Below are 22911 nucleotides of genomic sequence, written 5' to 3'. Positions count from 1 at the left end.
CGCATGGGTGATTTTCTGATCAGGAATATTTCCGAGGCGATGAAGCGAGACATTGCGGAATCGGCGCAGCGGAGCGGAAACAGCCTTTCTGACGAGGCCAAGGAACTTTTGCGGGAAGCGCTGAAAAGGAAAAACGAAGCAAAGCCCGAGACTTTGTCGGCCTATGAAGCAATACGCGCCGCTTTTGTCAGCGAAAACGCAGTGGACGATGAATTTGCCGCAATCATGGACGAAATCGAGGCCGCGCGGAAAAAGGATTTCGGCCGGCCGTTCGAGGATTTCGAATGATCGTTCTCGATACCAATGTGGTTTCCGAGTTCGCCAGGCCATATCCAAGTGAAAAGGTGAAGGCTTGGATATTGCGGCAGGATAGCTCGCGAATCTGGTTTTGCACGGTCGGCTTGATGGAGCAGATTTATGGAGCCGAAAGGGTTTTCTTGAAGACCGGATCGGACCGCTTCTTCCGGGCTATCGAGAATTTGGTAAAAGGCCAATTTCGTGACCGCATCGTTGGCTGGGATTTGGAAACGGCTATAGTGACTGGTCGCTTGCGGGCGAAACGCGAAAGCATCGGGCGGCCGATTTCGGTCCAGGACGCCATGATCGCCGCTATCTGCCTTGCCAACGGTGCGACGCTCGCCACCCGCAATGTCAAAGATTTCGAGGGGCTTGATCTCAAGCTCGTAAACCCGTTTGAAGACGGCTGATCCTCAATTGGCGAGATAGAATGTCTCTTCGCATCATCTTCATGGGAACCCCCGAGTTCTCGGTTCCGACCCTGCGCCTGCTCGTCGATGCCGGCCACCGGATCGTTGCGGTCTATACCCAGCCGCCGCGGCCGGGCGGGCGGCGCGGGCTCGATCTGCAGAAATCGCCGGTGCACCAGGCAGCCGAACTGCTCGGTCTGCCGGTTTTCACCCCGGTCAATTTCAAGGACCCAGAGGAGCGCGAGAGGTTTCGCGCCCTCAATGCCGATGTCGGCGTCGTCGTTGCCTACGGATTGTTGCTGCCGGAAGCGATTTTGAACGGCACGAGGGATGGCTGCTACAACGGCCATGCCTCGCTGCTGCCGCGCTGGCGGGGTGCCGCACCCATCCAGCGGGCGATCATGGCGGGCGATGCAAAGACCGGCATGATGGTGATGAAGATGGACAAGGGTCTCGATACCGGCGCAGTGGCGCTGACCCGCGAAGTCGAGATCGGCCCGAACATGACGGCTGGCGAGCTGCACGACCGGCTGATGCTCGTAGGCGCCAAGGCGATGGCGGAAGCCATGGTGAAGCTCGAGATGAACGACCTGCCGCTGACGCCGCAGCCGGAAGAGGGCGTGCTCTATGCCGCCAAGATCGACAAGGCCGAGACCCGCATCGATTTCGCCAGAAACGCCAGGGACGTGCACAATCACATCCGCGGCCTGGCGCCGTTTCCGGGCGCCTGGTTCGAGCTTGCGATCGGCGGCAAGCCGGAGCGGGTGAAGGTGCTGGCCTCCGAGCTGGCCGAAGGGCAAGGCACATCAGGCGAATTGCTGACGGACGATCTCGTCGTCGCCTGCGGTTCGGGCGCGGTGCAGCTGACCAGGCTGCAGAAGGCCGGCGGCAAGCCGCTGGCCGCGGCCGATTTCTTGAGAGGCACGCCGCTTGCGGCCGGCACGAGGCTTAGCTGATGCCGCGTTTCCGCATGACCGTCGAATATGACGGCGGCCCCTATGTCGGCTGGCAACGCCAGGAAAATGGTCCCTCGGTGCAGGGCGCGATCGAAGCGGCGGTGCTGTCGCTGACCGGCGAGACGGTGTCGGTGCGCGGCGCCGGCCGCACAGATTCCGGCGTCCATGCCATGGGCCAGGTCATCCATGCCGATCTTTCGAAGGACTGGTCGCCCTACAAGCTGCAGAATGCCTTGAACGCGCATCTGCGGCTGGCCGGCGAGCGCGTCTCCATTCTCGACGTCGAGGCGGTTCCCGAATTCTTCGATGCTCGGTTCTCGGCGCTGCGGCGCCATTATCTCTACCGCATCGTCAGTCGCCGGGCGCCGCTGGCGCTCGAAGCCGGCAAGGCCTGGTGGGTACCGAAGGCGCTCGACCACGAGGTCATGCACGCCGCCGCTCAGAGGCTGGTCGGCCGGCACGATTTCTCCACCTTCCGCTCGGCCCATTGCCAGGCAAACAGCCCGGTGCGCACGCTCGACCGGCTGGATGTGACCCGCAATGGCGAATTGATCGAGATCCGCGCCACGGCGCAGAGTTTTCTCCACAACCAGATCCGTTCCTTCGCCGGCACGCTGAAGCTTGCCGGCGAAGGCAAATGGACGCCCGACGATGTCGAGGCGGCGCTTCAGGCGCGCGACCGCAAGGCCTGCGGTCCGGTGGCGCCGCCCGACGGGCTCTATTTCATGCAGGTGGATTATCCCGACGTCATCACCGACCGCCGCCGGCCGATCAGCGATACCGATGATGACGCCGATCTTTCGTAGGCCTGATCAGGCGGGATAGATGCCGAGGAAGTGCTGAAGATATTCCGAAAGGATCATCGATGGCACCAGCAGCACCAGCGTCATCGCCCCGACCATCAGTGCGTGACCGTGGCAGATCATCCGCAGAATGCGCGCCAGTGCGAAGACCTGCGCCAGCATGAAGGCCAGCAGCAGCAGCGAGACGAGGCCGACGGAGCCGGGCAGGAAGACCACCATCGCCAGCAGCAGCCCGTTGATGTAGGAGAGGGGCACGCCGAGCCAGTTGACGCTGACGACGACGGGGGCAAAACGCTCGCCCATGCGGAAAGCAAGCAAGAGCAGCCCGGCAAAGACCAGCGGCACGAACCAGTTGGCGATCTCGACGAGGCCGAGCCTGAGATAGAAGGCAACATCGACATCGGCTTCCGGCGGCATCGACCGCAGGAAGGCCTGCCGCCACCAGAGCCAGGAAATCCCCATCGGCGGCAGGCACCAGGCCATTGCCCAGAATGAGCGGTTGACGCCGCGCTCGGACATGTCGAGGTAGCGGAAGCCGCGCGGATCCAGCCGGATCAGCAACCAGAGGCCGGCCAGGTAATATTGAACTTCCCTAAAGCCCGGCATTGGCGAACCAGCGGGCGATGAAGGTCTCGTAGATCGCCGTCAGCATCTCCAGATCGGCGACCGCGACGCGCTCGTCGACCATGTGCATCGTCTGGCCGACGAGGCCGAATTCGACGACCGGGCAATAATCCTTGATGAAGCGCGCATCCGATGTGCCGCCGGTGGTCGAAAGCTTCGGCGACTGGCCGGCGACGCTTTCGACGGCCGAGGACAGCGAGGCGATCAGCGCATTGTTGCGCGTCAGGAAGACATGGCTCGGCCGGTCGGCCCAGACGATGTCGTATTTCACCGGTTGACGGCCCGGTCGCAGCGCCCCGTCCCCGGCGGCGGCTTCCAGCCGGCGCAGGATTTCGGCCCGCAGCGTCTCGACCGTCCAGCTGTCGTTGAAGCGGATATTGAAGCTCGCCGACGCCTTGGCCGGGATGACGTTGGTCGCCGGATTGCCGACATCGACCGTGGTCACCTCGAGGTTCGACGGCTGGAAGTCGTCGGTGCCGCCATCGAAGGCCGGATCCATCAGCGCCTGCGTCAGCTGCAGCATGCCGCGCACCGGATTGTCGGCAAGATGCGGATAGGCGGCATGGCCCTGGACGCCATGCACGGTGATCTTGCCCGACAGCGAGCCGCGCCGGCCGATCTTGATCATGTCGCCGAGCCTGTCCGGATTGGTCGGCTCGCCGACCAGGCAGGCATCCCAGCGCTCGCCGCGTTCGGCGGCCCATTGCAGCAGCTTGACCGTGCCGTTGATCGCCGGCCCTTCTTCGTCGCCGGTAACCAGGAAGGAGATCGAGCCGGCCGGCGGCCCGTTTTTCTCGATATGACGGGCGACGGCGGCGATGAAACAGGCGATGCCGCCCTTCATGTCGACGGCACCGCGGCCGAAAAGCTCGCCTTTCGAAATCTCGGCGGCAAAGGGCGGATGCGTCCAGGCGGCTTCGTCGCCGACCGGCACGACATCGGTATGGCCGGCAAACATCAGATGCGGGCCGTCCTTGCCGAGGCGGGCATAGAGGTTTTCGATATCGGCTGTTCCCTCTTCGCTCGCCTTCACCTTGTCGATGGCAAAGCCGAGCGGCGCAAGCATAGCCTCCAGCGCTGTGAGCGCGCCGCCTTCGGCGGGCGTCACGGAAGGGCAGCGAATCAGCGTCTGGAGATTGGCGACGGGATCGGTAGCGGTCATGGCGGTCGAACTATCCGGCGGGAATGGCAAAGACATGGCAAGGCAGGGCTGCCTCGCGTAAAAAGACGCCGTCTGTTTACCGGATCAATGTCCCGGTGTCATCAATCTCTGAGCAGCTCGTTGATGCCGGTCTTCGAGCGGGTCTGTTCATCGACGCGCTTGACGATGACGGCGCAGTAGAGATGCGGCGCCGGCTTGCCGTTGCCCATCGTCGCATTGCCTGACGGCATCGAGCCGGCGACGACGACGGAATAGGGCGGCACTTCGCCGTAGGTCACCTCGCCGGTGGCGCGATCGACGATCTTGGTCGACTTGCCGATATAGACACCCATGCCGAGCACCGAGCCTTCGCGGATGATGCAGCCTTCGACCACTTCCGAACGGGCGCCGATGAAGCAATTGTCCTCGATGATCGTCGGGCCGGCCTGCATCGGTTCCAGGACGCCGCCGATGCCGACGCCGCCGGAGAGATGCACATGCTTGCCGATCTGCGCGCAGGAACCGACCGTCGCCCAGGTGTCGACCATCGTGCCTTCGCCGACATAGGCGCCGAGATTGACGAAGGAGGGCATCAGGATCGCATTCGGGGCGATATAGGCCGAGCGGCGCACGACGCAGTTCGGCACGGCGCGGAAGCCGGCGGCGCGGAAATGGTTCTCGCCCCAGCCTTCGAATTTCGAAGGAACCTTGTCCCACCAGGTGGAATTGCCCGAGCCGCCATTGACCACTTCCATGTCGTTGAGGCGGAAGGACAAGAGCACGGCCTTCTTCAGCCACTGATTGACCGTCCAGGCGCCGTCGGCACCGCGCGTCGCGACACGGACCGTGCCGGCATCGAGCAGATTGAGTGCTGCCTCGACCGCATCGCGAACCTCGCCCTTTGTCGACATGTTCACATTGTCGCGATTGTCGAAGGCGGCTTCGATGGTCTTTTCGAGGGATGCGAGGTCGGTGGCGCTCATGAGAATTCCTTAAACTTCGATCTTTATCGTGGAGACGGCGAAGTCTCCGGAATTGCGGTTGGCGGGGGTCAATCCTGCTCTACAGCATGAACCCGTAGAACGGAATGATTTTTCCGACAAGATCATATCTGGATTCAAGGCGTTATAGCGACATATCCGGCTTCTTGGCCGGCAATACTGAAAGGCATTACGATATGGCGAAGGGACGAAACGGCGGTTCGCGGCGCAAGGATGGCGTATGGGACCCGCTGAAGAGCAGCTCGACCGACAGGCAGCGTGCCGAAGCCGTGCCGAAGACGCCGCAGACGATGTCGCCGGCCTACCGTCTTGCCTATGTCGACGAGGATTTCCTTTGCCGCGAGGAATTGCGGCCGATCCGCCTGCAGCTGGAGCTGCTGAAGACGGAGATGATGTTGACCGAACGCGGCATCAAGTCGACGGTCGTCATGTTCGGCGGCGCCCGCATTCCCGCCCCCGGCCAGAGCGCCTGGGCAGCCCGCAACGATATCCAGCGCGTCAACCTGGAGGCGGCCTCCGTCTATTATGACGAGGCGCGCAAATTCGCCCGGCTCTGCTCGAAATATTCTGCCACCTTGAATTTCCACGAATATGTCATCGTCACCGGCGGCGGCCCCGGCGTGATGGAGGCCGGCAATCGCGGCGCCGCCGACGAAGGCGCCCCGTCGATCGGCCTCAACATCGTGCTGCCGCACGAGCAGGCGCCGAACGTCTATGTGACGCCGGAGCTCAGCTTCAACTTCCACTATTTCGCCATCCGCAAGATGCATTTCATGGTGCGCGCCAAGGCGATCGCGGTCTTTCCCGGCGGCTTCGGCACGCTCGACGAATTCTTCGAATGCCTGACACTGATCCAGACCGGCCGCATGGAGCGCCTGCCGCTGATCCTCTTCGGCGAGACCTTCTGGCGAAGCATCATCAATTTCGATGCTTTGGCCGAATTCGGCACGATCGCGCCCGACGACGTCAAGCTGATCAGCTTCGTCGATACGGCCGAAGCCGCATGGAAGATCATCCAGGATTTCTACGAACACCGCGAATAAGGACAAGAAACGCGGCGTTTCGCCGAACCTCCCACTCTTTCCCCGCCGGAGCGGGGAAAGATATCGGTTTGTCCGGCCTTACAGAAGCGGCCGGTCCGGCATGTCGTCGATCGAGATGACTCCGTCCTTGTTGCGGTCCATCCGGGTGAACAGCTTGTCGATGGCGGCTTCGGCTTCCTGTTTGGAGATCTGGCCGTTCTGATCGGTGTCGACCCGGTGCATCATGATCGAGGCACGCATGATGTTGCCGCCATGGCGCATCCAGCGATGTCCGTCGCGACCCTCGTGGCCTTCGCGAGGCGGCCGTCCCTGGTCGTCATTGTCCGCCGTCTCGGCTGCGGCGTTCGCATCCTTGTTTTCCCCAGCCTCCTGCTTGCGCTGATCTCTCATCGCCTGCATCTGCGCTTTCTGGTACGCTTGGATTTCGCCCGGGGTCAGCGAGCCGTCATTATTGGTGTCGATCGCAGCGAAGACCTTGTCGATGCCGGCGGTCGCCTCGTCCTTGGAGATCTGTCCGTCCTTGTTGGTGTCGAACTGCTTGAGCATGCGGACATAGGTGATTTCGCGGAAGGCGGCAGGTCCCCCACCGTGCATGGGACCGTGCCTGCCGGGATGCTGACGCGGCCCGTCACCGGGTGCGGCATAGCCTGCTCCGGCGGCTGCGCCGAAGATGAGGGTGGAAGAAAGCGCTGCCAGTATCAGCTTGTTGCGGTACATCGTGTTTGCCTTTCGTAAGGTGTCCCCTCACGAAAGAAGCTACGGCAGCAGCCCCGAAAGACCCAATTAAACATCGGTAAGCTAAGTGAAAACTTCGTAATCAATGCATGTCGCCCAAAACTGTGCAGCGGTTTTGGGACAACGACATGCATCAAATAAAGACTGGCTGTCAGCCGGTAATCTTGCTGAGGAAGGCGGCGAGGTCGTCGGTGACGAAATCGATATGATCCTCTTCGCCGCTGGTCTTTTCCCACCATTCGACGACCGTCTCTTCGAGATTGCGCGGCACCAGCAGCACGGTCTGCATGCCGAGCGCTTTGGGCACCGTCAGGTTGCGCGGCAGATCCTCGAACATGGCCGCCTTGCCGGTTTCGACGCGCTTCAACGCCGTGAACTTGTCGTAGGTCGCCTGCGCCGGCTTCGGCACGTAGTCGGCGGCGACGATGTCGAAGATATCGTCGAAATGCTCGAGAATGCCGAGCGCCTCCGCCGTCATTTCGGCATGCCTGACGCTGCCATTGGTGAAGATGAACTTGCGCCCCGGCAGCGCCTTGATCGCCTCGCCGAGTTCCGGCTGCGGCGTCAGCGCCGAATAGTCGATCGCATGCGCCTTTTCGAGGAAGTCGTTCGGGTCGATGCCGTGATGGATCATCAGGCCCTGCAGCGTCGTGCCGTGGTCGAGGTAATATTGCTTCTGCAGCTTGCGCGCCTCTTCCCGCTCCATCTGCAGGAGCGCCGCGACATAGGCCGTCATGTTTTTGTCGATCTGCGCGAACAGATTGACATGATGCGGATAGAGCGTGTTGTCGAGGTCGAAGACCCAGTCTGTGACGTGCGCGAAATCGGCTTTATCAGGTTTGCGGTCGATCTTTGTCATGGCGGTCTTATGGCACGGCTGTTCGCCCAAGGAAATCGACAAGAAGAAATAGACGCCCGATTTTCGGCGGACGGCTGGGGCCGAGGATGCTAGAAAGCCGGCATGCTTTTCGAACGCCCCGATGACGATACGCTCTATGACGCCCTGATCGCGCGCAGCGCCGATTATGAGGGCCAGGCCTATGTCTGCGTGAAGACGACGGGCATCTTCTGCCGGCTGACCTGCCCGGCACGCAAGCCGAAGCGGGAAAATACCATCTTTTTCGACACGATCGCCGCCTGCATGCATTCCGGCTTCCGCCCCTGCCGGCGTTGCAGGCCGCTGGAGCAGCCGGGCAGGGAGCCGATCGTCGACGCACTGCTGGCAGAGCTCGATCGCGCGCCGCAACTGCGCTGGAGCGAGGATGAACTCGTGCGCCGGGGTCACGATCCCTCGACCGTGCGCCGCGCCTTCAAACGGGCGCTCGGCATGACCTTCCACGATATCGTCCGCTATATCAGGCTCGGCGAGGCGGCGCGGCAACTGGCCAATGGGGCGCGTGTCATCGATGCGCAGCTCGATGCGGGATATGAATCCCCAAGTGGTTTTCGAGCGGCTTTTCAGCGGCTCATCGGCAAGGCGCCGGCGCTGTCGCAGAACCGCGAACTGCTTTTTGCCGACTGGTTCGACACGCCGCTCGGCCCGATGATCGCGGTTGCCGACAAGACGCACCTGCATCTCCTCGAATTTCATGACCGTAAGGCGCTGCCGACCGAGCTCGAGGCGTTGCAAAAGCGCGTCCGCTCCTCGGTCGCAATCGGCCGCACGCCGGCGATCGACCAGATCGAGGCTGAGATCAGGGACTATTTCGAGGGGCGGCTGACGGTCTTCGAGACGCCGTTGGCGCTTGGCGGCACGGCCTTCGAAAAACATGTCTGGGCAAAGCTCATTGATATCCCTGCCGGCCAGACGCGCGCCTATGGCGATCTCGCAAGAGAGATGGAACGGCCGGAAGTGGTGCGCGCCGTCGGCCGTGCCAATGGCGCCAACCAGCTCGCCATCATCGTGCCATGCCATCGCATCCTCGGCGCGGACGGATCGCTGACGGGATATGGCGGCGGACTATGGCGCAAGCAATGGCTGCTGCGGCATGAACAGAAAATCAGCGCGCAAGCAGCTGACCAGGCACCTGATCAAGTACCTGATATGGAGGAGACAGCATGAACCAGAACGAAAAGGCCAAGGCATTCGGCGCATTGCATCGGAAGGGCGACCCGGTCGTTCTCTACAATATCTGGGATGCCGGGACGGCCAAGGCGGTTGCTGATGCCGGCGCCAAGGCGCTGGCGACGGGAAGCTGGTCGGTCGCTGCTGCCCATGGTTATGCCGATGGCGAGAAGTTGCCGATGTCGGTGCTGGTCGAGACCGCGAAATCCATCACCTCGGTCATCGACCTGCCGCTTTCGGTCGATTTCGAGGGCGCTTATTCGGCCGAGCCTGAGGGGGCTGCGGCCAATGTGGCAAAACTGGTGGAGGTCGGTGCGGTCGGCATCAATTTCGAGGATCAGGTGGTCGCCGGCAGCGGGCTCTATCCCATCGACAGGCAGGCGGCCCGCATCCGCGCCATTCGCGCCATGGCCGAAGCCAAAGGCATCGCTTTCTTCATCAACGCCCGCACCGACCTCTTCCTCGCCGAGAGCGATCTTGCCAAACATGCCGGTCTGGTGGATGAGGCGATCGAGCGCGGCAGGGCCTATGCGGCGGCCGGCGGCAGCGGCTTCTTCGTGCCGGGTCTGATCGATCCCGCCTTGATCGAGAAAATCTGTGCGGCATCGCCGCTGCCGGTCAACGTCATGATGAGGACGGGCGCCCCTGACGTGAAAACGTTGGCTGGGCTCGGCGTCGGCCGCATCAGCTATGGTCCGGGACCTTACCGGTCGATGATGGACAAGCTGAAGCAGGAAGCGGCGGCGATCTATAGCCAGCTTTGACGCCGATATCCCTGGCGATAGTCGCGAGATCAGGACGATGCGCCCTTCGCAGCGAAGGGCGCAAGCCTCGATCAGGGAACGATCAGCGTTCCGATGCCGTGCTCGGTGAAGATCTCGAGCAGCACGGAATGCGCGGTCTTGCCGTTCAGGATGACGACACCCTGGACGCCGGCCTTGATCGCATCGATGCAGGTCTCGACCTTCGGGATCATGCCGCCTGAAATCGTGCCGTCGGCGATCAGCGCATGCGCCTCGGCGACGGAAAGCTCCTTGATGAGCTGGCCGTTCTTGTCGAGCACGCCGGGCACATCGGTCAGGAAGAGCAGCCGGGTGGCGTTCAGCGCGCCGGCGATGGCGCCGGCGAAGGTATCGGCATTGATATTGTAGGTCGCGCCGTCGCGGCCAGGCGCCACCGGCGCGATGACCGGGATCATCTCGGAGCGGGCGAGCAGATCGAGCAGCGTGCGGTCGACCTCGACCACTTCGCCGACGAAGCCGAGATCGAGCACGCGCTCGATGTTCGAATCCGGATCCTTCACGGTCTTGCGTGCCTTTTCGGCGAAGACCATGTTGCCGTCCTTGCCGCAAAGGCCGATCGCCCATTCGCCCGTCTGGTTGATCAGCGCGACGATTTCCTTGTTGATCGAGCCGGCGAGCACCATCTCGACGATCTCGACCGTCTTCTGGTCGGTGACGCGAAGCCCGCCTTCGAATTTCGATTCGATGCCCATCTTGTTCAGCATGGCGCCGATCTGCGGGCCGCCGCCGTGAACGACGATCGGGTTGACGCCCGATTGCTTCAAGAGCGCGATGTCGCTGGCAAAGGCCTTGCCGAGCTCGGGATTGCCCATGGCGTGGCCGCCATATTTCACGACAATCGTCTTGTTCTCGTAACGCTGCATGAAGGGCAGCGCCTTGGCCAGAAGCCGTGCCTGCAGTTCGCTTTCGGTTTCGTTCATGGGAACCCCGCAGAATTGATCGCGGCCTTTTATCGCAAGTTTCTGACAGAGGGAATAATCCAGAGGGTAATAGTTTTTCGTATCTGGCGCGGAGCCGGAGCACTTCGCCGCCCGGCGCACGCAAGCTTGAGATGAGGAACGCCATGCAAGGCGATGAGATCGCAGACCTGATCGGCCGCGTCGCACTCGGCGACCGCAGGGCTTTCGTGGCCCTCTACAACCAAACCGGACCGAAACTTTTTGCGGTCTGCCTGCGTATCTTGAAGGATCGCACGGAAGCCGAAGAAGCCCTGCAGGAAGTCTATATCAGCATCTGGCAACGGGCTCGGAGCTTCCAGGCTGCCACGGGTTCGTCGTCGGCGTGGCTGGCCGCAATCGCCCGCAACCGGTCGATCGATGCGCTGCGGGCGCGCAAGCCTGTCGCCGACGAACTCGACAGTGCCTACGATCTTGCCGATGCCGGACCCGACCCGGAAATGCAGACGGTGACGAAGGATGAAGGAAGGCGGATTGACACCTGCATGGAAGAGTTGGAAGCTGATCGTGCGGTCGCGGTGAAACGGGCTTATGTCGAAGGGCTGAGCTATCAGGAACTGGCCGATCAGTTTGGTGTCCCGCTGAACACGATGCGGACCTGGCTCAGGCGCAGCCTCTTGAAACTGAGAGAGTGCATGGAACGATGACATCGCCCGACAAAAGCAAGGGAGACCGCTCCCGCGACGAGGTTCTCGCCGGCGAATATGTGCTTGGCGTCCTGTCGCTGCAGGACCGCCGGGTGGTGGAAGAGCGCATGCGCCACGATCGGCCTTTCGCGGCGATCGTCAGCCGCTGGGAAACCAATCTTTCCGCCTTCAATGACGAGTATGAAGGTGTTGCTCCGAACCGGGAAACCTTCAAGCAGATCGAGGCGCGGCTTTTCGGCGATAGCCAAAAGGCCGCATCCTTTTCGCATGGGCTCTGGAATTCCGCCGTTTTCTGGCGCTCGCTGAGCTTTGCTTGCGTCATCGTCGCCGTCAGTGCCGTCATCTTCGCCTCCGGCGTGGTGCCGCAGCCGCAGGGGCCGGCGCCTTTGGTGGCGTCGCTTTCGGGCCAGAACAGCACCATCAATCTTCTTGCCTCCTATGAGCTGCAGAGCGGCCGGCTGAAGATCGTGCCGGTCGCGGCCGGCAAGCCGGAAGAGAAGTCGCTGGAACTCTGGCTGGTGCCCGGCAGCGGCCTGCCGAAATCGCTCGGCGTCTTCCAGCCGGGCGAAAGCGGCGAACTGGTCATTCCCGCCGATCTGCGCAGCCATATCGCCGATGGTGCAACGCTCGCCGTCAGCCTCGAGCCCTTCGGCGGCTCGCCGACCGGCCAGGCGACCGGCCCGGTGATCGCAAGCGGCCCCCTGCACCGGCCATAAAATCACGCCGGCCGTAAAAATCATTTTCTCCTGTCTGAAACTCTTCGGCGCGGACCGTCGTAGTTCGAAATGTCCGGACGACGCTCAGGCATAAAGCCGGCGGATGGGGTCCGGTGAGGAGAAAATCATGATCAAGTCCGTATTGCGCGGCTTCGCGCTCGCCACCGCCATGTCGGCTGTCGCCTTTGCTGCCGCCAAGAACCCGATGGTCGGCGGTGCTGCAATGTTCGACAGCAAGAACATCATCGAGAACGCCGTGAATTCCAAGGATCACACGACGCTGGTCGCAGCCGTCAAGGCCGCCGGCCTCGTCGGCACGCTCGAGGGCAAGGGTCCCTTCACCGTCTTCGCGCCGACCAACGAAGCTTTCGCCGCCCTGCCGAAGGGTACCGTCGAAACGCTGCTGAAGCCGGAAAACAAGGCGACGCTCACCAAGGTTCTGACCTGCCACGTCGTTGCCGCCGATGCGATGGCCAAGACCGTTGCCAAGATGATCAAGGATGACGGCGGCGAGCACGACATCAAGACCGTCGGCGGCTGCGTGCTGAAAGCCCGCGAAAGCAAGGGCAAGATCACGCTGACCGATGAAAACGGCGGCGTTTCCCATGTGACCATCGCCGACGTCAAACAGTCGAACGGCGTCATCCACGTCGTCGACAAGGTGCTGCTGCCGAAGATGTAAGTCTCGTATCGACGAAGGCATGGGGCGCTGTTGAGGCGCCCCTAACGCAAATTGACGAGGTGGCTATTGGGCCGCTTCCGCTCTCGGGAAGACGAGGGAGACACTCATGCCGGTGCCAGGGGACGAGCTTACTTCAACCTCGGCGCGGGCATTCTGTTTCAGCGACTGTACGATCATCGCGCTCAGTTTTCCCGGCTGCGGCCAAGTCACATCTTGGGGAAGGCCGACCCCGTTATCAGCAACGGTGATCCTGCACCCGGTATCGCTGACGACACAGCGGAGCGTGATTTCGCCGCCATCACGCCCCACGAAGGCATGCTTCAGCGTATTGGTGAGGAGTTCGTTGATGACGAGGCCGGCCGGCATGGCGACATCGACCGAAACCGGCCAGGTATCGACCTTCATGTCCAGCCGGATCCCTTCCACCGCGTGGGCCGCCATCACCGAGGCGGCAATCTGGCTGACATAGGTGCCAAGATCGACAGTGGCGCCTTTCTCTTCGTCTGACAGCGAGCGATAGAGCAGGGCCAAGGCTTCAATCCGCCCGGCAAGCCGTGCAAACCTCTCGCTTTCCTCATTCTGTTGAGCGTTGCGCGCCTCCATTCGGATGAGCGCCGTGATCATCTGAAGATTGTTCTTCACGCGATGCTGAAGTTCCCGCAGAAGGACATCTTTCTCCGTCAGCAGTTCGCTGAAGCTCTCAGCGGCCGTCGCCTCATTGCGGGCAGCAAAGGCCACCAATCGGAAGAGTGGCGTGTCGTCATCGTCGACGATCGTATTCGACCAGACATCGACAATGACGGTGCTGTCGGGTTCGGCCACCAGCGAGAAGGCGCCAATATAATCCTCCGCAGTTGTCACAGCGGCCGTGAGCGACGCCTCTCCGGAGACAGCGGTGGAGTTCAGCTTAATTTCCGGCCAAGGTTTTCCCTGGACCTCGATTGCCTCAAGCGCCGTCAGCCGTTCGAATTCGAGGTTGACGTAAATCAGCAGCTCGTCGCCACTGAGTTCTGAGACAGCCACTGCGAATGGCACATGATCGAGAAAGTGTCGAAACCGGTCGTCATCAAGGGCTTCGGCAAGATGGGGCAAGTTGCCGACGCCTTCCGGCGAAATCGGCTGGTCTTTGCTATCGGTCATCAAATCTTACTCTTGGACGCGGCTGCTCCCGCACAGCAGGAGAACTAGGGTTGCTTTAAAACCTGCGGGGACGCAAGCGTTGATCGGCGGCACGTCCGCCGATTGCCGGCCACAGGATGATTTAGGCCCGGTCATAGGTAAATGACGTCAGCAGGGTCGTGACGAAATTGCTCGCCCTTTCCTTGACCAGCACTTCCGTCCATTCATCTGTCCCGCGCAGCCGCAAATCCGTGTAGATGCTGTCGACGGCCGCTTCTTCGATACGCTTGATATGGGTCCTGAACGACGCTTCGCCGCCGCCGTGATACATGTCTCTGATCACCATGCGCAGGATCTCCTGAATGGCGATCTGCCAGGCGGTATTGATCGATTGAAGTTCGTTCGCAGTCTCTGCCATTGACGCTTCCTTGGTGCGAGTGAATGCCAGCACGCCTTCGGCATGCTGCAGCGCGCGATCTGCAAGCCCGTCATTTCAGATGCGGTTTAAATCCCGAGCCTTGTCGATCGGGTTGTGATCTCAGCGGGCCCTGGCGCGTTTGGCAATGAGGGCCGAGGTTGCCGATACCCGGTCACTCTGTTCCCTAGCAAGCCGGGCTTCCCGAAGCCGCAACGTCTTCGCCTGTTGCGATTGGGCGTCGGATTCAAGCTCTTCGGCCGCCTGGTTCTTCGCGAAGAATTGGGTCTGGACGTTGCCGAAGGCAATCTCCGCCCGCTGGCGAGATTTGCTGTATGTCTCAGTCATGTTGGCTCCGATATTGGAGGGCTCGACGCGCGAGCGAAAACAAAAAAGGCCAGGCAAATCGCCTGGCCTTGGATTGATAACGTGCTTCCGGCAGTGCCAGTACATCCGTGGTCAAAGGGAAGCAGATACCGATTTAAGCGTTCTGGAGATTGCAGGCGGACATCTTGCCCGACTTGTTGTCGCGCTCGAGATCGAAGCCGATCTTCTGGCCTTCGACGAGTTCGCGCATTCCGGCGCGCTCGACGGCGGAGATGTGAACGAAGGCGTCATCGCCGCCATTGTCAGGCTGAATGAAGCCGAAGCCTTTGGTGGAGTTGAACCATTTAACTGTGCCAGTGGCCATGATGATGAACCCTTTCATAGCAATATTGAAGAACCGCAACGCCAAGGCGATGCGGATGATGATAGCGATTTTTGAAAGGAAGTTCGTTCAGAGCGCGGTGCCAATCGCGCGATAACCAAGCCAGCAAGCAAAATTCGATGCTCGCTATCTAGCTCATCAAGCTTGCGTCGTCAACCGTTAGTTTTCCGATTGCGCTGTCTTCAACTTATGGGTGCCGCGGAGACCTTTACACCAAACAGGGCTCCGCGTCCGGGGCGCGTGCGCCTTCTACTTCCAGCGGGCGATGCCGACGGTTTCGCCAATCGCCTGGCGCAGATCGTCCAACCCATCGCCCTTTTCCGAGGAGGTGGAGAGCACGCCGGGATAGGCGGCCGGGCGCTTGCGGATCTTGTCGGCTGTTTCGGCCAGCAGCTTCGGCACGCCGGCCGCCTTGATCTTGTCGGTCTTGGTCAGCACGATCTGGTAGGAGACGGCAGCCTTGTCGAGCAGGTCGAGCACGTCGTCGTCGTTCTTCTTGATGCCGTGGCGGCTGTCGATCAGCACGTAGACGCGCTTCAGCGTCGCGCGGCCGCGCAGATAATCGAAAACCAGCTTGGTCCACTTGTCGACCTGCTCCTTCGGCGCCTGCGCATAACCATAGCCCGGCATGTCGACGATCGCCATCGGCGGCAGGTCGCCGCCTTCGCCGGAATAGCCGTCGGGAACGAAATAGTTGAGTTCCTGCGTGCGTCCCGGCGTGTTCGAGGTGCGCGCCAGGCCCTTCTGGCCGACCAGTGCGTTGATCAGCGAGGATTTGCCGACATTCGAGCGCCCGGCGAAGGCCACCTCCAGCGGCCCTTCCGGCGGCAGGAAGTTCAGGGATGGCACGCCGCGGATGAAGATCCATGGGTGGCCGAAGAGCGGCTTTTCGGTGTCGGGCATGCGGGCTCTGCAATCTCTGGGTTGGGTGTCTTACCGGGCTTCATGGTTTTGTGGGCAGATGTCAAGCTTTAGAGGCGGCTTGCAGGGTCTTACCCTGCGTCCTTCTCCGACGCCCGGGAAAGAAAAGCCCCGCCGGAGCGGGGCTTGGCAGGCGTCATTTCGATGGCGCTTCTTTTCGTCGGAACAGGCCCTTCAGATTGTCGAAGAGTTCGACCTTGACGCCGTGGCGCCTCATGATCACCGACTGCTGCAGCACCGAGAGCGTGTTGTTCCAGGCCCAGTAGATGACGAGGCCGGCCGGGAAGCTTGCCAGCATGAACATGAACACCAGCGGCATCCAGTTGAAGATCATCGCCTGGGTCGGATCGGGCGGGGTCGGGTTCATGCGCATCTGCACGAACATGGTGATGCCCATGATCAGCGGCCAGACGCCGAGATGCAGCAAGGTCGGGGCCTCGAAGGGCAGCAGGCCGAACAGATTGACGATCGTCGTCGGATCGGGCGCCGAAAGATCCTTGATCCAGCCGAAGAAGGGCGCATGCCGCATCTCGATGGTGATGTAGATCACCTTGTAGAGCGAGAAGAAGATCGGGATCTGCAGCGCCACCGGCCAGCAGCCGGCGATCGGATTGATCTTCTCGTCCTTGTAGAGCTGCATCGTCGCCTGCTGCAGCCCCATGCGGTCGTCGGCGAATTTCGCCTTCAACTCCTCCATCTTCGGCTGCATGCGTTTCATGTTGGCCATCGAAGCATATTGCTTGCTGGCGAGCGGGAAGAACAGGAGCTTGACGACGATGGTGGTGCACAGGATCGCCACGCCGAAATTGCCGAAGTAGCGGAAGAAGAAGTCCATCAGCTTGAACATCGGCTTGGTGATGAAATAGAACCAGCCCCAGTCGATCAGACGGTCGAACTTCGGGATCGAGTAGCTCGCCTCATAGCCGTCGATGACGGGCACTTCCTTGGCGCCCGCAAAGACGAGGTTCTTCAGCTCGATCGATTGGCCCGGCGCGACGGTGAAGGCATCTTCCTTGTAGTCGGCCTGATAGCGCGGCTGACCGTCGGGAAAATGCGAGAAGCTTGCCTCATAGGGACTGGTCTGCGGCGGAACGATCGTCGCGGCCCAGTATTTGTCGGTGATGCCGAGCCAGCCGCCGGTGGATTTGGCCGGCTTCACGGCTTCCTTCTCGGCGGCGGTATATTTGGTTTCCACCAGGCCGTCATCGCCGATGACGCCGATGAAGCCTTCATGCAGGACGTAGACCGACGGCGTCGTCGGCTTGTTGTAGCGCGTGACGCGGCCGTAGGAATTCAGCGAGGCGGGCGCCTGGCCGGCATTCTCGATCTTGTCGGCGACGGTGAACATGTAGCGTTCGTCGACGGAGATGGTGCGGGTGAAGGTCAGGCCCTTGTCGTTCGTATAGGTCAGCGTCACCGGCGTCTTTTCGGTGAGCTTGGCGCCCTCAGGTGCGGTCCAGAGCGTCGAGGGACCGGGAACGCTGCCCGTCGCATCGCTGCCGATATAGCCGAGTTCGGTGAAATAGCCGTCCTTGGTCTCGGCCGGGCTGAACAGCGTGATGATCGGGCTCGAGTCGTCGACGGTCTCGTGATAGCCCTTGAGCTTCAGATCGTCGAGGCGGGCGCCGGCAAGGTTGATCGAACCGGAAAGTGCCGGGGTATCGATGACAATGCGCGGCGACTTCTGCAGCGCTTGCTCGAGCGTCGCCGTCGCGGCCGCCTGGCTGGAAGGGGCCGCACCGCTCGGCTGGGCCGGCGCCTGACCGCTTGCTGCGGGCTGCTGCGCCTGCTCGGTCTGCTGCTGCGCCTTCTGGGCTTCCTGCGCCTTGCGCTGGGTCTCGATGCGCGGATTCATATAGAGAAACTGCCAGCCGAGGACGATCAGCACCGAGAGAGCGATCGCAATGAAGTAATTGCGGTTGTTTTCCATCATACGTTCCTGGGGCGTCCGTCTCCGGAGCGCCGGTGTTTCGGCCTGGTTTCCACGCGGGATTTCAGTTCCGCGGCCAATTCTTTGAAGGACGCCTGAAGCACGTCCCTGCGCGCGACAACCACATAGTCGTGTCCGGGCTGCATTGCAAACCCCGCATGAAGCCGCACCGCCTCTTTCAGGCGGCGGCGCATACGGTTCCGTTCGACCGCGTTGCCATGTTTTTTGGTGACTGTAAAACCGACACGGGCTTGGCTGTCGGGTTCCTTCCGGTCGAGGACTTCGAGAAGGAAGAGGCCGCCCCGGCGTTTTTCGCCCTCGCGCGCGGCAAGAAACTGCGGGCGGCTCTTCAGCCGCCCGACAGTGTGTTTCTTCTCACTGGTCGTCAATTCGCCCGCCATCTCTTACCGGGCAATCCGGCCTTAAGCCGAAAGACGCTTGCGGCCCTGCGCGCGGCGGGCAGCGATGACCTTGCGGCCACCCTTCGTGGACATGCGCGCACGGAAGCCGTGGCGACGCTTGCGAACAAGCTTGGATGGTTGGTAGGTACGCTTCATTTATTTGAATACCGCGGAGTGCGGCCCTTCTTGAATTTGCATAATGCAAGGAGCGTTGTTTTTCGAACGGGCGAGCCAAAAAGGCTGAGTGACCGGACGTGCGGCGGCTTATACGGATGAAGCCTTAGAAAGTCAATTATACCCGATAATTTCACTTTGCGCCGTCGGCCCGAAGTAATTTTCGCACTCTGGTGTTAAGAATTTCCGCTTGCTCCGAGCGGTTGTAATTTGGTGCCGCAAGCGATCGATAAGCCTGGTTTGCAGGGGGTTACGTCCCGCGACCGCGTCCAACAGGGATAATTTTCCCTCGGCATAATCGTAAATATTGGAAATCTAACTTTAATAAATGTCGCCGATATTCAGCGCATGGGCTGGAATTTGCTTTCCAGGCAGTGGCGTAGCTAGGAGGGCATTGCATTGAAGATCCGTGGCAAAATTAATCTGCTGGTGTGCGTGATGGGCGCGGTCGCGCTTCTGATCGGCGCAACGGCATTGTCCGCGATGCACGAATACAGTCGCAACCTGACGGCTTACGAACAGGCCGCCACCCGCGCCTATGCCGGCGAACGTCTCAACCGTTTCGTGACGGCCGTGGTGATGGAATCGCGCGGCATTTATGCCGCCAAGACGATCAAGGATACGCCGAATTTTGCCAAGGGCCTGCTGGCCGGCCTCGACGAGATCGACAAGGTCATCGCGGGCTGGGCGCCGCTCGTTCCCGAGGATGAGAAGGACAGTTTTGCCAAGCTTGTCGCCCGCGCTGCGGAATTCCGCACCTTCCGCGCGGAAACGGCCCGCCTCGGTACCGAGGTCGGCCCCGAGGCCGCCAGCCAACAGGGCAACAATGAGGCCAACCGCGCCAACCGCAAGGCGTTCCAGGCGGAAATCGACGCGGTCGTCGCCATCGACAAGGCCGCGCTGCAGACCGTCAACGCCGAGATCGAAAGCTTCCGCTCCTGGGTGCTGATGCTCGTCCTCAGCATCACCGGCATCGGCATTTCGGCCGGCATCGGCATGGGCTTCTACATCGGCACCAGCCATCTGAGCCGCCCGATCAAGCGCGTCACCCATGCGATCAAGGAGGTTGCCGACGGCAATTTCGAGGCCGAGGTTCCTTTCGCCGGACGCCAGGATGAAATCGGCGAGATGGCCGCAGCGGTCGCCGTCTTCAAGGCGAACGGCCTTGCCATCAAGCGCCTGAACGCTCAGGAGGCGGCGATGCGCGCCAAGAGCGACGACCTGCAGTCGAGCATGTCCGTCGTCGTGGCTGCGGCCGCGGCCGGCGATTTCGGCCACCGCATCGATAAGGACTACGAGGACGAGAACCTCAACCAGTTCGCCGGCAACATCAACACGCTGCTGGCGAGCGTCGATGCCGGCATCGGCGAGACCCGCCGCGTCATCGCAAGCCTTGCCGAAGGCGACCTCACCCAGACGATGCGCGGCAGCTTCCAGGGCGCCTTCGCCGAATTGCAGCAGAACGTCAACAATACCTTCGTCACCCTGCAGGCGACGATGCGCGAAGTGCGCGAGACGACGGAAGCGATGAACGGCAACACCGCCGAACTGCGCAATGCCAGCGACGACCTGTCGAAGCGCACCGAGCAGCAGGCGGCTGCCCTCGAACAGACTTCGGCCGCCCTCGATGAGATCACCGCTGTCGTCCAGAATTCCACCGAGCGGGCGCATGAAGCAACCATCATGGTGTCCGAAGCCAAGGAGAATGCCGGCCGCTCCGGCGTCGTCGTGCGCAATGCCGTCGAGGCCATGGGCCGCATCGAGCAGGCGTCGCGCGAAATCAGCCAGATCATCAACGTCATCGACGAGATTGCCTTCCAGACCAACCTGCTGGCGCTGAATGCCGGCGTCGAGGCCGCCCGCGCCGGCGAGGCCGGAAAGGGCTTCGCGGTGGTCGCCCAGGAAGTGCGCGAACTGGCCCAGCGTTCGGCAACCGCGGCCAAGGACATCAAGGCGCTGATCACCAAGTCGGGCGACGAGGTGCAGGTCGGCGTCAAGCTGGTGCAGGCGACCGGCGAGGCGCTCGCCGAAATTGGCACCCGCGTCATCGCCATCAACGACCATATCCATTCGATCGCGACAGCCGCGACCGAACAGTCGACCGGCCTCAAGGAAGTCAATACCGCCGTCAATCAGATGGACCAGGTAACCCAGCAGAATGCCGCGATGGTCGAAGAGACCTCCGCCGCCACGCACAGGCTGTCGGCCGAAGCCAATGGGCTGGTGAGCCTCATTGCCCGCTTCAAACTGTCGGACGGTGCGCCGGCGCCTGTGGCGCTCGTCCGCAACGAGCCGCACCGGCCCGTCGCCTCGCCTGCCCGCCGGGCGATCGCCAAGGTCGCCCGCGCTTTCGGCGGCAATGCGGCGCCCGCCGAACAGAGCTGGGAAGAGTTCTAAGCTTTACTGATCACGCGCCTTTCAACGCCGCCTCCGGGCGGCGTTGGTTTTTTCTGCCCGGTCCGCGCCGGGCGAAGACCTCGCCCCAAGCCTAACCTGTCGCACCGGCGCTTCCAACTTCGTCGTTTCACCCGCGGAAAGGCTGATATTTGCCGCGTGGGCGCCGCAAATTGGTCCCTCCCTCTTGTGGGGAAAGGTTGGGGAAGGGCCTTCCTTCTCCAAGCTGGACGCTTCTTTGTGACGACGTGACGCTGCTCGCAAAGATTTGAAAGCGGAGCATCTTGGTCTAATATAAAGCTCCAGCGGTAAGGGCGGCGCAAATGCTGCCGATCGGGCGAGACGCGAATGCCGATGAAAGACCAGGGTGACAATCCTTCGGCGGAGACCCCGGCGGCCGGCGAGGCTGCGAGGGCGCCGTGCCCGTCTGCCCGCATGTTCGGCGGGCTCTCCGGCAAGCTGCTCTGGCTCACCGTCTTCTTCATCATGCTCGCCGAAATCCTGATCTTCTTCCCCTCGGTTGCCAGCATGCGCATACGCTGGCTGGAAGACAGGCTGAACACGGCCGCCGCCGCCGCCATCGTCATCGACGGGCTGCAGCCGGTCGAGCTGCCGCGAGCGCTGCAGAAGGAAACGCTGGAGGCAACCGGCACCAAGGCGATCGTGCTGCGCAAGGACGGCACCTCGCGGCTGCTGGCGACCACCGATATGCCGACCTCCGTCGATGAAGCCTATGATCTCACCGACGTGCCGCCAATGACGGCGATACGCGATGCGCTCGACACGCTGATCTTCGGCGGCAGCAGGATGATCCGCGTCTATGGCCCCGTCGGCGACACCAATACCGGCGTCGAGGTGGTGATGAGGGACAGGCAGTTGCGCACGGCGATGTTCGCCTATTCCCGCAACGTCCTCCTTCTGTCGGTGCTGATCTCCGTCTTCACCGCGACGCTGATCTTCTTTGCGATCAACCGCATCCTGATCGGCCCGATCCGCCGGCTGACCGGCAGCATGCAGCAATTCTCCTCCGATCCGGAAAACCCGGCCCATATCTATATCGGCGACGGCGGCCGCGACGAACTGGCGGTCGCCGGCCGCAACCTCACCTCGATGCAGATGGAGCTGCAGAAGACGCTGAAGCAGCAGAAGAACCTCGCCGCTCTCGGCCTTGCCGTCTCCAAGATCAATCACGACATGCGCAATATCCTGGCGTCGGCGCAGCTGATGTCGGACCGTCTCGTCGATGTCGACGATCCGATGGTCAAGAGCTTCGCCCCGAAGCTGCTGCGCACCATCGACCGCGCCGTCGGCTATACCACCGAGGTGCTGTCCTACGGCAAGGCGAGCGAATCGGCGCCGCGCCGCCGCCATATCCTGCTTTTGGAACTGACCCAGGAGGTCAAGGACATACTGGCGATCGACCCGCAGAGCGGCATCGAATTCGTCGAGCAGATCGGCGCCGAGCTCAAGGTCGATGCCGATGGTGAACAGCTCTTCCGCGTCATCCACAATCTCTGCCGCAACGCGCTGCAGGCGCTGACCGCGCCGGGCGAGGGCGCCCCGGGTACCTTGAGGCGCATCACCGTCGCCGCCCAGCGCGTCGGCAGCGTCGTCAGCATCACGGTCGACGATACCGGCCCGGGCATGCCGCTGAAGGCCCGCCAAAACCTCTTTGCCGCCTTCCGCGGTTCCGCCCGCTCCGGCGGCACCGGCCTCGGCCTCACCATCGCCCGCGAGCTGGTGCTGGCCCATGGCGGCACGATCGCGCTGGTGGAAAAGCCGACGGTCGGCACCCAATTCCGCATCGAGATCCCCGATCGCCCGGTTTCGCTGGAGGATTACCGCAGCCGGACGCATTTGGAAAAGTGACCTCGCTGGGCAAGGCGCTGCTGCGAACAGGCAAAGACGCGATTTTTTCAGAAATGCTCTTGCATTGTCCCGAAGGACGTTTTAGAGGATCGCCACGCAA

Annotated in this window: 26 protein-coding genes; 12 read left to right on the top strand and 14 right to left on the bottom strand. The window is 61.9% G+C overall.

Annotation, left to right across the window (positions count from 1 at the left end; translation table 11 throughout):
• Positions 1-3: 3 nt before the first annotated feature.
• From FHT75_RS13575 to truA, 4 genes are read left to right on the top strand one after another with little or no spacing between them, the layout of a single operon-like run.
• Entirely contained in the window at positions 4-288 is a 285-nt protein-coding gene (locus FHT75_RS13575; RefSeq protein ID WP_025554648.1) for a FitA-like ribbon-helix-helix domain-containing protein, read from the top strand.
• Positions 285-707: a type II toxin-antitoxin system VapC family toxin gene (locus tag FHT75_RS13570; protein ID WP_025554650.1), complete on the top strand. Its 423-nt coding sequence runs from the start codon at positions 285-287 to the stop codon at positions 705-707. The genes FHT75_RS13575 and FHT75_RS13570 overlap by 4 nt, the downstream gene beginning before the upstream one ends.
• A 20-nt stretch (positions 708-727) precedes the next feature.
• On the top strand, positions 728-1663 hold the full coding sequence (gene fmt, locus FHT75_RS13565) for a methionyl-tRNA formyltransferase (protein WP_025554652.1): 936 nt from the start codon (positions 728-730) through the stop codon (positions 1661-1663).
• A complete protein-coding gene (truA, locus tag FHT75_RS13560) occupies positions 1663-2469 on the top strand; it encodes a tRNA pseudouridine(38-40) synthase TruA (RefSeq protein ID WP_025554654.1) in 807 nt (268 codons plus the stop codon). The genes fmt and truA overlap by 1 nt, the downstream gene beginning before the upstream one ends.
• Positions 2470-2475: 6 nt before the next feature.
• Here the strand turns inward: truA and FHT75_RS13555 are convergent, their stop codons facing one another.
• From FHT75_RS13555 to dapD, 3 genes are all read right to left on the bottom strand, one after another.
• Positions 2476-3072 (bottom strand): hypothetical protein, encoded by a 597-nt coding sequence (locus FHT75_RS13555; RefSeq protein ID WP_025554655.1) that lies wholly within the window; start codon positions 3070-3072, stop codon positions 2476-2478.
• Positions 3059-4252 carry a succinyl-diaminopimelate desuccinylase gene (gene dapE / locus FHT75_RS13550; RefSeq protein WP_025554657.1) on the bottom strand — a complete coding sequence of 398 codons (1194 nt, stop codon included), beginning with the start codon at positions 4250-4252 and terminating at the stop codon, positions 3059-3061. Before dapE ends, FHT75_RS13555 begins: the two co-directional genes overlap by 14 nt.
• Positions 4253-4353: 101 nt before the next feature.
• Entirely contained in the window at positions 4354-5214 is an 861-nt protein-coding gene (gene dapD / locus FHT75_RS13545; RefSeq protein ID WP_028755464.1) for a 2,3,4,5-tetrahydropyridine-2,6-dicarboxylate N-succinyltransferase, read from the bottom strand.
• Positions 5215-5408: 194 nt separating this feature from the next.
• On the opposite strand from dapD, the gene FHT75_RS13540 reads away from it, so the two are divergent.
• Positions 5409-6275, top strand: a complete 867-nt coding sequence (locus FHT75_RS13540; protein ID WP_025603433.1) for an LOG family protein — start codon at positions 5409-5411, stop codon at positions 6273-6275.
• 78 nt (positions 6276-6353) lie between these two features.
• Here FHT75_RS13540 and FHT75_RS13535 read toward each other — a convergent pair whose 3' ends face one another.
• Both FHT75_RS13535 and FHT75_RS13530 read right to left on the bottom strand, forming a co-directional pair.
• Positions 6354-6992 (bottom strand): EF-hand domain-containing protein, encoded by a 639-nt coding sequence (locus FHT75_RS13535; RefSeq protein ID WP_025554967.1) that lies wholly within the window; start codon positions 6990-6992, stop codon positions 6354-6356.
• Between the two features lie 169 nt (positions 6993-7161).
• Complete coding sequence (locus tag FHT75_RS13530) at positions 7162-7869, bottom strand: pyrimidine 5'-nucleotidase (protein WP_028755463.1); 708 nt, start codon at positions 7867-7869, stop codon at positions 7162-7164.
• Positions 7870-7971: 102 nt separating this feature from the next.
• On the opposite strand from FHT75_RS13530, the gene FHT75_RS13525 reads away from it, so the two are divergent.
• Positions 7972-9072, top strand: coding sequence for a bifunctional transcriptional activator/DNA repair enzyme AdaA (locus FHT75_RS13525; RefSeq protein WP_025554814.1), 1101 nt, complete (start codon positions 7972-7974; stop codon positions 9070-9072).
• Entirely contained in the window at positions 9069-9839 is a 771-nt protein-coding gene (locus FHT75_RS13520) for an isocitrate lyase/phosphoenolpyruvate mutase family protein (RefSeq protein WP_025554812.1), read from the top strand. The genes FHT75_RS13525 and FHT75_RS13520 overlap by 4 nt, the downstream gene beginning before the upstream one ends.
• Before the next feature lie 71 nt (positions 9840-9910).
• Here the strand turns inward: FHT75_RS13520 and argB are convergent, their stop codons facing one another.
• Positions 9911-10798: an acetylglutamate kinase gene (argB, locus tag FHT75_RS13515; protein ID WP_025554810.1), complete on the bottom strand. Its 888-nt coding sequence runs from the start codon at positions 10796-10798 to the stop codon at positions 9911-9913.
• A 143-nt stretch (positions 10799-10941) separates the two neighbouring features.
• Here argB and FHT75_RS13510 point away from each other — a divergent pair, with 143 nt between their 5' ends.
• The 3 genes from FHT75_RS13510 (at position 10942) to FHT75_RS13500 (ending at position 12879) form a co-directional block, all read left to right on the top strand.
• Complete coding sequence (locus FHT75_RS13510; protein ID WP_025554809.1) at positions 10942-11481, top strand: sigma-70 family RNA polymerase sigma factor; 540 nt, start codon at positions 10942-10944, stop codon at positions 11479-11481.
• The gene (locus tag FHT75_RS13505; RefSeq protein WP_028755462.1) at positions 11478-12197 is read left to right on the top strand and encodes an anti-sigma factor domain-containing protein; all 720 of its coding nucleotides are present in this window, start codon (positions 11478-11480) and stop codon (positions 12195-12197) included. Before FHT75_RS13510 ends, FHT75_RS13505 begins: the two co-directional genes overlap by 4 nt.
• Before the next feature lie 127 nt (positions 12198-12324).
• Positions 12325-12879, top strand: a complete 555-nt coding sequence (locus tag FHT75_RS13500) for a fasciclin domain-containing protein (RefSeq protein WP_028755461.1) — start codon at positions 12325-12327, stop codon at positions 12877-12879.
• Positions 12880-12942: 63 nt separating this feature from the next.
• On the opposite strand, the gene FHT75_RS13495 is transcribed toward FHT75_RS13500, so the two are convergent.
• The 8 genes from FHT75_RS13495 to rpmH all read right to left on the bottom strand — a co-directional run bounded on the left by FHT75_RS13495 (position 12943) and on the right by rpmH (position 18530).
• On the bottom strand, positions 12943-14019 hold the full coding sequence (locus tag FHT75_RS13495; protein ID WP_049810845.1) for a sensor histidine kinase: 1077 nt from the start codon (positions 14017-14019) through the stop codon (positions 12943-12945).
• A 121-nt stretch (positions 14020-14140) separates the two neighbouring features.
• Positions 14141-14416: a hypothetical protein gene (locus tag FHT75_RS13490; protein ID WP_024323874.1), complete on the bottom strand. Its 276-nt coding sequence runs from the start codon at positions 14414-14416 to the stop codon at positions 14141-14143.
• A gap of 120 nt (positions 14417-14536) precedes the next feature.
• Entirely contained in the window at positions 14537-14761 is a 225-nt protein-coding gene (locus FHT75_RS13485) for a hypothetical protein (RefSeq protein WP_003556111.1), read from the bottom strand.
• Between the two features lie 133 nt (positions 14762-14894).
• Positions 14895-15104 carry a cold-shock protein gene (locus FHT75_RS13480; protein ID WP_003545000.1) on the bottom strand — a complete coding sequence of 70 codons (210 nt, stop codon included), beginning with the start codon at positions 15102-15104 and terminating at the stop codon, positions 14895-14897.
• A 267-nt stretch (positions 15105-15371) separates the two neighbouring features.
• Complete coding sequence (gene yihA / locus FHT75_RS13475; protein ID WP_028755459.1) at positions 15372-16025, bottom strand: ribosome biogenesis GTP-binding protein YihA/YsxC; 654 nt, start codon at positions 16023-16025, stop codon at positions 15372-15374.
• A 154-nt stretch (positions 16026-16179) separates the two neighbouring features.
• On the bottom strand, positions 16180-17973 hold the full coding sequence (yidC, locus tag FHT75_RS13470; RefSeq protein WP_028755458.1) for a membrane protein insertase YidC: 1794 nt from the start codon (positions 17971-17973) through the stop codon (positions 16180-16182).
• The gene (gene rnpA, locus FHT75_RS13465; protein ID WP_028755457.1) at positions 17973-18374 is read right to left on the bottom strand and encodes a ribonuclease P protein component; all 402 of its coding nucleotides are present in this window, start codon (positions 18372-18374) and stop codon (positions 17973-17975) included. Before rnpA ends, yidC begins: the two co-directional genes overlap by 1 nt.
• 21 nt (positions 18375-18395) lie before the next feature.
• On the bottom strand, positions 18396-18530 hold the full coding sequence (gene rpmH, locus FHT75_RS13460) for a 50S ribosomal protein L34 (RefSeq protein WP_008524438.1): 135 nt from the start codon (positions 18528-18530) through the stop codon (positions 18396-18398).
• Between the two features lie 417 nt (positions 18531-18947).
• Between rpmH and FHT75_RS13455 the strand changes: the two genes are divergently transcribed.
• Positions 18948-20945, top strand: coding sequence for a methyl-accepting chemotaxis protein (locus FHT75_RS13455; protein WP_028755456.1), 1998 nt, complete (start codon positions 18948-18950; stop codon positions 20943-20945).
• Positions 20946-21290: 345 nt separating this feature from the next.
• Complete coding sequence (locus FHT75_RS13450) at positions 21291-22811, top strand: ATP-binding protein (RefSeq protein ID WP_028755455.1); 1521 nt, start codon at positions 21291-21293, stop codon at positions 22809-22811.
• The last annotated feature ends 100 nt before the right edge of the window (positions 22812-22911 follow it).

It is taken from the genome of Rhizobium sp. BK112, from assembly GCF_014193215.1.
GTDB classification, from domain to species: Bacteria; Pseudomonadota; Alphaproteobacteria; order Rhizobiales; family Rhizobiaceae; genus Rhizobium; species Rhizobium anhuiense.
Note: the sequence above shows the minus strand (reverse complement) of the source record. Positions and strands in the feature narration are given on the sequence as shown.

Excerpts from the sequence above, each read along its gene's own strand:
- FHT75_RS13530 (WP_028755463.1), bottom strand. The coding sequence starts at position 7,869 with ATGACAAAGATCGACCGCAAACCTGATAAAGCCGATTTCGCGCACGTC.
- FHT75_RS13490 (WP_024323874.1), bottom strand. The coding sequence starts at position 14,416 with ATGGCAGAGACTGCGAACGAACTTCAATCGATCAATACCGCCTGGCAG.
- dapE (WP_025554657.1), bottom strand. The coding sequence starts at position 4,252 with ATGACCGCTACCGATCCCGTCGCCAATCTCCAGACGCTGATTCGCTGC.
- truA (WP_025554654.1), top strand. The coding sequence starts at position 1,663 with ATGCCGCGTTTCCGCATGACCGTCGAATATGACGGCGGCCCCTATGTC.
- FHT75_RS13500 (WP_028755461.1), top strand. The coding sequence starts at position 12,325 with ATGATCAAGTCCGTATTGCGCGGCTTCGCGCTCGCCACCGCCATGTCG.
- rpmH (WP_008524438.1), bottom strand. The coding sequence starts at position 18,530 with ATGAAGCGTACCTACCAACCATCCAAGCTTGTTCGCAAGCGTCGCCAC.
- FHT75_RS13535 (WP_025554967.1), bottom strand. The coding sequence starts at position 6,992 with ATGTACCGCAACAAGCTGATACTGGCAGCGCTTTCTTCCACCCTCATC.
- FHT75_RS13525 (WP_025554814.1), top strand. The coding sequence starts at position 7,972 with ATGCTTTTCGAACGCCCCGATGACGATACGCTCTATGACGCCCTGATC.
- rnpA (WP_028755457.1), bottom strand. The coding sequence starts at position 18,374 with ATGGCGGGCGAATTGACGACCAGTGAGAAGAAACACACTGTCGGGCGG.
- FHT75_RS13570 (WP_025554650.1), top strand. The coding sequence starts at position 285 with ATGATCGTTCTCGATACCAATGTGGTTTCCGAGTTCGCCAGGCCATAT.
- argB (WP_025554810.1), bottom strand. The coding sequence starts at position 10,798 with ATGAACGAAACCGAAAGCGAACTGCAGGCACGGCTTCTGGCCAAGGCG.
- FHT75_RS13505 (WP_028755462.1), top strand. The coding sequence starts at position 11,478 with ATGACATCGCCCGACAAAAGCAAGGGAGACCGCTCCCGCGACGAGGTT.
- dapD (WP_028755464.1), bottom strand. The coding sequence starts at position 5,214 with ATGAGCGCCACCGACCTCGCATCCCTCGAAAAGACCATCGAAGCCGCC.
- FHT75_RS13480 (WP_003545000.1), bottom strand. The coding sequence starts at position 15,104 with ATGGCCACTGGCACAGTTAAATGGTTCAACTCCACCAAAGGCTTCGGC.
- FHT75_RS13575 (WP_025554648.1), top strand. The coding sequence starts at position 4 with ATGGGTGATTTTCTGATCAGGAATATTTCCGAGGCGATGAAGCGAGAC.
- fmt (WP_025554652.1), top strand. The coding sequence starts at position 728 with ATGTCTCTTCGCATCATCTTCATGGGAACCCCCGAGTTCTCGGTTCCG.
- FHT75_RS13450 (WP_028755455.1), top strand. The coding sequence starts at position 21,291 with ATGCCGATGAAAGACCAGGGTGACAATCCTTCGGCGGAGACCCCGGCG.
- yidC (WP_028755458.1), bottom strand. The coding sequence starts at position 17,973 with ATGGAAAACAACCGCAATTACTTCATTGCGATCGCTCTCTCGGTGCTG.
- FHT75_RS13495 (WP_049810845.1), bottom strand. The coding sequence starts at position 14,019 with ATGACCGATAGCAAAGACCAGCCGATTTCGCCGGAAGGCGTCGGCAAC.
- FHT75_RS13540 (WP_025603433.1), top strand. The coding sequence starts at position 5,409 with ATGGCGAAGGGACGAAACGGCGGTTCGCGGCGCAAGGATGGCGTATGG.
- FHT75_RS13485 (WP_003556111.1), bottom strand. The coding sequence starts at position 14,761 with ATGACTGAGACATACAGCAAATCTCGCCAGCGGGCGGAGATTGCCTTC.
- yihA (WP_028755459.1), bottom strand. The coding sequence starts at position 16,025 with ATGCCCGACACCGAAAAGCCGCTCTTCGGCCACCCATGGATCTTCATC.
- FHT75_RS13520 (WP_025554812.1), top strand. The coding sequence starts at position 9,069 with ATGAACCAGAACGAAAAGGCCAAGGCATTCGGCGCATTGCATCGGAAG.
- FHT75_RS13510 (WP_025554809.1), top strand. The coding sequence starts at position 10,942 with ATGCAAGGCGATGAGATCGCAGACCTGATCGGCCGCGTCGCACTCGGC.
- FHT75_RS13555 (WP_025554655.1), bottom strand. The coding sequence starts at position 3,072 with ATGCCGGGCTTTAGGGAAGTTCAATATTACCTGGCCGGCCTCTGGTTG.